Raw genomic sequence first — 6,645 nt, 5'->3', positions numbered from 1 at the left:
GTGGACGATTCTAATTGACTCACAGACACCTTCAGCAAGGACACCCGCCCTTGGGGCGGTCACATTCATCAAGCCACCAGCTTTGCTGGGGGTGTCTGACTTAAGACTCTCGAATTGGATTTTTCGAGGTGCCCTACTGCCTATTCGGTTGACTCGATCCAGGATTAGATGCTTCAGGTTGAATTAATGGATTGAAATACTCTCGGATGAGAACTATTTGACTATCAACAACCTCAATGACCCCGATGTACTGATTGCGATAGGGAGTTGGGTTGCTTGACACCAGAAAATCACCCTGTCCTTCAAGAATCACAGCATTGTCAAACCGTGACTGCCGAAAGACTATATTAACAAATCGAATTTGAGAATATTGACTAAAGATTCGATTGAAAAAAGCATTAACAGCCTGCCTGCCTTCGACTCGAAGTCCTCCCGGTTGCAATGGCGAATAAGGTTGTTCCAGAACAATGTTGTCTGTGATCAGTTGATTAACTGTGCTGATATCTTTAGCTTCCACTGCCTGAACAAATCGTCTAACAACCTCAATGCGCTTGGAAGAGACTGGTTTAGCACTCATTTTTTGGTCTAACATGGCTGCGCTTGATGGTATCGCATTGACACCACTCACAAAAGATAGTCCGACGCAAAGCAAAAGAGCAGAGCAAGCAAGTAACAATACTTTTCGATTCATCTTGTATTCCTCAAGAACAACGTTTGGATATTACTTTTCTTTACTTTAGTCGTGCAGTTTCCGTCTGTCCAATTCATAATTGATGCATTATTAATAACCAGCAGTTATTAAAATGGAAATTCGTTTGCTTCGCTATTTCGTGGCTGTGGCTGAAGAACTGCACTTTGGCAGAGCAGCCGAGCGGTTGCACCTGACGCAGCCTGCTTTGAGCAAGCAAATTGTGGTGCTGGAGCGTGAACTAGGTGTTGTTCTCCTAACTCGGACGAAGCGGGTAGTCCGGTTGACGATCGCAGGACAGGTATTTTTGGAACAGGCGAAACAACTGCTTGCCCAGGAAGAGCGCGCGATCGACCTCACCAAACGCACTGCTCGTGGAGAAGTCGGACAGCTAACCATTGGTTTCACCTCCACCGCAACCTACACAGTGTTTCCAGAGCTGTTAGGGCGATTCCGCGATCGTTTTCCCCAGGTCGAACTCAATCTGCAAGCGCTTTCAACCGAGGCTCAGGTTGCCGCCTTGAATGAACGCAAAATAGACCTAGCGTTTCTGCACCCACCAATTGATGAGCGTGGGTTGAAACTGCATCCGATTCTGGAAGAGCAATTCCTGGTTGTGCTACCCAAAAAACATCCCTTGCTTGGTTACACTAAAATCCCTGCTGCTGCTTTAGCGAATGAAGCCTTTATCATCCATCCTCGTCAGGAGGGCCCTGCGCTTTACGATGGATTTATTCAACTCTGTGAGCAACTTGGCTTTCAACCTAACATTGTCAAAGAGTCTATTTCATTACAAACCCGTGTATGTTTGGTGGCGGCGGGGATTGGCATCACCTTTGTTTCAGAGTGCGTCCGGCCTGTTGTTGGTACAAACGTTATTTGTAGACCTCTGGCAGATTCGCCTATTACTCTCAAGTTTGCAGCGGCTTGGCGTGAAGATCTTATCTCCCCAACCCTACAGAAATTTTTGGTAGTTTTGTTGAATGAAGGAGTGCAGGACGATCGCTCAACCACTAGCTCTAAAACTACTAACGCTAGAGCCTAACGAGAACTGTTGCAAACAGCAATTTATCAACCCCAGAGTCTCATGTAGCTTAAAACAGAGTGTGCCAGACTTCCAAACGCATCATAATGATTCATAACTGATTCTCCTTTGAAATCATGGCTAATCTGATTACCCAACTTCAGCAGGAAAATAGCTGCCTCTGTCTGGAACTCGCTCAACTCAGGCAGGAGAACGATCGCCTCGTCGTGCAGTATGAAAGCCTGCGTCAATCCGAATTGCGCTATCGGCAGATCTTTGAAAATGCGCCCATTAGCATGTTGTCGATTAACACAGATGGCTACATCACGCGGATGAATGCGGCGGCTGAGAACTTATTTGGACTGACGATCGACCAGTTAAATGAGCAGGCTTGTCCAATCTTTAGCAATCCTCAACTGGTTGAAAATGGCACACTGCCCTATATGCAACGAGCGTTTGCTGGAGAAGCCGTCATCGAACCTCCGACCACCTACGATGCATCGAGAGACTTGGCAGGAGGCAAACTCCACTACGGGCGAGGACATTATGTACCGATTCGGAACGCTCATGGCGAGGTTGAGGAAATTGTCGAAATTAACGCCAATTACAGCGACTTCTTTGCCCTGCAAAAGAAATTGCTTGCGGAAAAAGATCGCGCGGCTCAAGAACGCGCCCAACTTCTTAGCACGATCGCTGAAGTTGCAAATCTACTGCTGAAGTCCTCTGATTACACGACTGTGCTTCCCGATGTGGTGCGATTGTTAGGGGAAGCGGTGGGGAGCGATCGCTGTAGCATTGTTCAAGACATCACCCATCCAACGTTACGAAAGCCAGCCGTACAGATCCCGGCGGAGTGGTGCAAGGTAGATGTATCAGCTTCGGTCGTCTGTACGCCTCAACTTCAGAGCGCTCTACTTTGGGAAGATATGGGCGGACTCTACGAGCAGTTCTTAGCGGCAGAAGTGATTGATTTTCTGGTGGCTGATCTGCCGGAACCGACGCGCAGTATTTTCGAGGCTCAAAGAAACACTTCGATGCTGGCTGTCCCCATTGTAGTGAAAGATCAACCTTGGGGGTTGGTCAGCTTTGACAATTGCGAATCTTCGCGCCTGTTCGACCAGGCGGAAATTGCGATTTTGAAGATTGCGGCGGATAGCATTGCAGCGGCGATCGAGCGTCAGGCAAAAGACGAAGAACTTCTGCAAATAGAACAGGCGAGAACACAAAGTGCCGCAGAGCGTTCGCAAGAACTCGAAACCATCAATGCTGCCCTACAAACAGAAGTGACAGAGCGGCGACGCGCTGAACAAGTCTCACGCGGACAAACTGAAGCCCTAGTCAAAACGCTCACCACCCTGGCGCTAGAACCTGTATTAGACAACTGCCTCGGCTACATGCTGCAAGCGATCGCGGATCAATTGAACGATCGATCTGCGGGGATTTATATTTACAGCGAAGTCTACGACACTACCCTGCTGCATCTCAACTACGAAAATGGACAAATTCAGCGCAGCAAAGAGATTTGTCATCCCTGTGCCCGCACCCCAAACCCGCCCCGCCAATGGGACGATCAATACATGCCACTCCTCAAGCAGCGACAAATTTTGATTCAGGATGTCGCACACTATTCTCACAACCTCGATCGTGGCATCAAACAAATTTTGGTGGTTCCGCTTTTGTTTGGCGACACCTTCTTAGGCAACATCACACTACGCAGCACTAAGTATCGCCAGTATCAGCCTGAAGAATTGGAGCTGGTGCAGGCACTCACCCATCAAGCGACACTAGCCATTCAACTAATGCAGCTTGCCAAACAAGGACAACATGAGGCAAAACAAGCGGCAATTCTAGAAGAACGAAACCGCCTCGCCCGCGAGATCCACGACACTCTAGCACAGTGTCTAACAGGAATCATCGTGCAACTGCAAGCCGCAACTGATAATTACACAACTAACCTTTGGGATCAAAAAGCACATCTATCGCAGGCGATCGCACTAGCCAAAAACGGACTACACGAAGCGCGACGATCGGTGCGAGCTTTGCGCCCACGATCGCTCGAAACTGAACCCCTCGAAGCCGCGCTCGAACACCTGACAGAGCAAATGGCAATCGGTACATCGCTGGAAACAAACTATCGGCTTGTGGGAATTCCGTATTCGCTGACCCCCTCGATCGAGGATCATTTGTTACGCATTGCCCAAGAAGCCTTTACCAATGTTTTGAGACATGCCAATGCTAATCAAGTCGAGATTGAGCTTGACTATCAACTAAACCAAATCTATCTGCATATAAAAGATAATGGTCAAGGGTTCGATGCAAACACTTCGCTGGCTTCAGGGTATGGTTTGATCGGAATGCAAGAAAGAGCCGATCAGATGGCAGCCCAATTGAGCATTGTCAGCGACCCACAGCAAGGCACTTGCATTCAGATCACCGTTCCGATTTTGCCTCAATGATAGGAGTATCGTGTGACTCAAACCCCACTGATTCGCATCCTAATTGCCGACGACCACCCGATCGTCCTTCAGGGATTGGCAGCTTTGATTGGGCGACAACCAAACATGACGATCGTTGCAGAAGCAAGCAACGGCCGAGAAGTCATTGATTCCTTTCGGCAGTGTCAGCCCGACGTGGCATTAATTGATCTGCGAATGCCAGAGATCGATGGAGTCAAAGCGATCGCAATTCTGCGTGAAGAATTTAGCAACGGGCGGTTTGTTGCCCTGACCACTTATGATACCGACGAGGATATCTATCGCAGTCTGCAAGCTGGAGCAATGGCCTACCTGCTCAAAGACGCACCGCCCAGTGAGCTATTGGCAGTGATCAGAATGGCCTATGGGGGGCAAAAATACATTCCATCGCATGTGGCAGCAAAGCTTGCAGACCGCATGACCTGGACTGAGTTAACGATGCGAGAACTAGAAGTGGTGCGCTGGATGGTTAAGGGATACGGGAATCGGGACATTGGTAGAGAACTCGGAATTAGCGAGGGAACAGTTCGCGCCCATGTGAATAACATCTTGTCGAAACTGGAAGTTAGCGATCGTACCCAAGCAGCAATGTTAGCCGTAAGACGTGGACTGGTTCGCCTGTAATCCCGTCAGAAAGAACATTACAATCCACAGCTATGCTGAATGATATAGAAATCTCTCTGCGGATTAGTAGAGTAGAAAATAAGCTTGCTGCTCATTTGCAAATACCAGTTCTAGCGATAGAGTAATCACATTAAAGTTTTCTTAGATTCACCTGAGCAGATCTTTCAGGGTGTTCTAGCAAGCAATGAACTTGTCATGGGCAAATTGACACCACCCCTTCAGAAAGATGACCACATTTTAGGGCTAGAGACTGCGCCTATCACACTCGTTGAATATGGAGATTACCAATGTTTTCACTGCCGTCAAGTTCATCAAATGGTCGATCGCATTCGCCAACAGTTGGGCGATCGTCTCTGTTTTGCATTTCGCCACTTTCCTCTGACCGCGATTCATCCCTATGCCCAATATGCGGCTGAGGTGGCGGAAGCCGCGAATGCTCAAGGGCGATTCTGGGAAATCCATGACTATTTATTTACCCATCAACAGAGGCTTGGGAACGGACAATTGCTGCACTATGCTGCAAGTCTGGGAATCGATTGCGATCGCTTTGAACAAGAGATCGCAGATCACCGACATGCGGCGCAGGTGTGTGAAAACTTAATCAGCGGAATTCATAGCGGTGTGAATGGGACACCGACATTTTTTATCAATGGCGATCGCTACAACGGGGCTTACACTTTCGATGCAATCCTGGCAACGACTCAAAGGCTATCAGCCTTGTGATCGCGCCGAGATATTTGCTACTGGGTTCCTGACAAAATTTTAGACACTCTACTAGAGAGCGTAAAACCGTCTCACAAAGCCTTAATAACCCTCATTTGGGGAGAACATCTAACCATGTCAAAATCAAAGAAACTTAATCGACGACTGTTGCTGCAAGGCGGAATCGGAATCGCAGGTGTCACGACTGCTGCTGTTGCAGGATACGCCCAGGCGAATAGTCAACCGACTGGTGAGCGCAATGAGGAAATCGCTCAAACCGCCCCTCAAGACAGTCAGAAAGGGCAATTTGCAAACCAGGTCGTGCTGATTACAGGGGCAACTTCAGGAATTGGTGAGGCAGCCGCACGATCGTTTGCTCAACAAGGGGCGATCGTGCATTTCTGCGGTCGGCGTGAGAACTTGGGCAAGCAGGTGGCAGACTCAATTAATTCCAAAGGTGGTAGAGCGACTTATCAAAGAGCAGATGTGCAAAGCGAAGCAGAAGTAAAAGCATTCATTGATGATTGTGTGCGTCGCTATGGTCGCATTGATGTTGCTTTTAACAATGCTGGAATTGTCAATCCAAAATTTGTCAAACTTCACGAACAACCGACGAAAGACTACATCGAGACGATGAACATCAATGCATTGGGAGTCTTTTTATCGATGAAGTATGAGATTCCTCAAATGCTAAAGCAAGGAAGAGGCGTGATTATTAACAATGCTTCTGTTTCAGGACACAAGGGCTATACCGAAATCGCTCCCTACAATGCCAGCAAACATGCGGTGATCTCACTAACTCGTGTGGCTGCATTGGAATACGCCCGCAACAATATTCGAGTCTGTTCGATTTCTCCAGGGGGAGTCGATACCCTCATGCTGCGCTATGCGTTTGCTCAACGAAAAGTTGCCTTTGAGGAAGGCGAGAAAACGTTACCGATCGGACGAGCCAACACTTCTGAAGAAATGGCTGAAACCGTTCTATTCTTGGCTTCTCCCCAAGGTAGTGCTTTTCATGGGTCGGCCGTGGATGTCACTTGTGGACTACTCTCATGACGCAACTCAAATAACTCATATGAGTCCGCAAGATTTTGATATCACGGAGCAAGAACTTAGTATCGCAAAGACATTCA

6 protein-coding genes are annotated in these 6,645 nt (G+C 48.1%); 5 read left to right on the top strand and 1 reads right to left on the bottom strand.

The genetic code is table 11. The annotated features are described in order from the left end of the window. Positions 1-133 precede the first annotated feature (133 nt). A complete protein-coding gene (locus ACKFKH_RS23170) occupies positions 134-592 on the bottom strand; it encodes a nuclear transport factor 2 family protein (protein ID WP_446860726.1) in 459 nt (152 codons plus the stop codon). Positions 593-803: 211 nt separating this feature from the next. Between ACKFKH_RS23170 and ACKFKH_RS23165 the strand changes: the two genes are divergently transcribed. From ACKFKH_RS23165 to ACKFKH_RS23145, 5 genes are all read left to right on the top strand, one after another. Continuing rightward, positions 804-1,733, top strand: coding sequence for a LysR family transcriptional regulator (locus ACKFKH_RS23165; RefSeq protein ID WP_446860725.1), 930 nt, complete (start codon positions 804-806; stop codon positions 1,731-1,733). 116 nt (positions 1,734-1,849) lie between these two features. Beyond that, positions 1,850-4,168 (top strand): GAF domain-containing protein, encoded by a 2,319-nt coding sequence (locus tag ACKFKH_RS23160; protein WP_446860724.1) that lies wholly within the window; start codon positions 1,850-1,852, stop codon positions 4,166-4,168. A gap of 12 nt (positions 4,169-4,180) precedes the next feature. Next, complete coding sequence (locus tag ACKFKH_RS23155; protein WP_446860723.1) at positions 4,181-4,810, top strand: response regulator; 630 nt, start codon at positions 4,181-4,183, stop codon at positions 4,808-4,810. A 195-nt stretch (positions 4,811-5,005) separates the two neighbouring features. Further along, on the top strand, positions 5,006-5,533 hold the full coding sequence (locus tag ACKFKH_RS23150) for a DsbA family protein (protein WP_446860722.1): 528 nt from the start codon (positions 5,006-5,008) through the stop codon (positions 5,531-5,533). 114 nt (positions 5,534-5,647) lie between these two features. Continuing rightward, positions 5,648-6,568, top strand: coding sequence for an SDR family NAD(P)-dependent oxidoreductase (locus tag ACKFKH_RS23145; protein WP_446860721.1), 921 nt, complete (start codon positions 5,648-5,650; stop codon positions 6,566-6,568). The last annotated feature ends 77 nt before the right edge of the window (positions 6,569-6,645 follow it).

This window comes from Phormidesmis sp. 146-20, assembly GCF_052939475.1.
Note: the sequence above shows the minus strand (reverse complement) of the source record. Positions and strands in the feature narration are given on the sequence as shown.

What these genes read in the sequence shown, in the direction of transcription:
- ACKFKH_RS23170 (WP_446860726.1), bottom strand. Translation starts at nt 592, where the DNA reads ATGTTAGACCAAAAAATGAGTGCTAAACCAGTCTCTTCCAAGCGCATT.
- ACKFKH_RS23165 (WP_446860725.1), top strand. Translation starts at nt 804, where the DNA reads ATGGAAATTCGTTTGCTTCGCTATTTCGTGGCTGTGGCTGAAGAACTG.
- ACKFKH_RS23160 (WP_446860724.1), top strand. Translation starts at nt 1,850, where the DNA reads ATGGCTAATCTGATTACCCAACTTCAGCAGGAAAATAGCTGCCTCTGT.
- ACKFKH_RS23150 (WP_446860722.1), top strand. Translation starts at nt 5,006, where the DNA reads ATGGGCAAATTGACACCACCCCTTCAGAAAGATGACCACATTTTAGGG.
- ACKFKH_RS23145 (WP_446860721.1), top strand. Translation starts at nt 5,648, where the DNA reads ATGTCAAAATCAAAGAAACTTAATCGACGACTGTTGCTGCAAGGCGGA.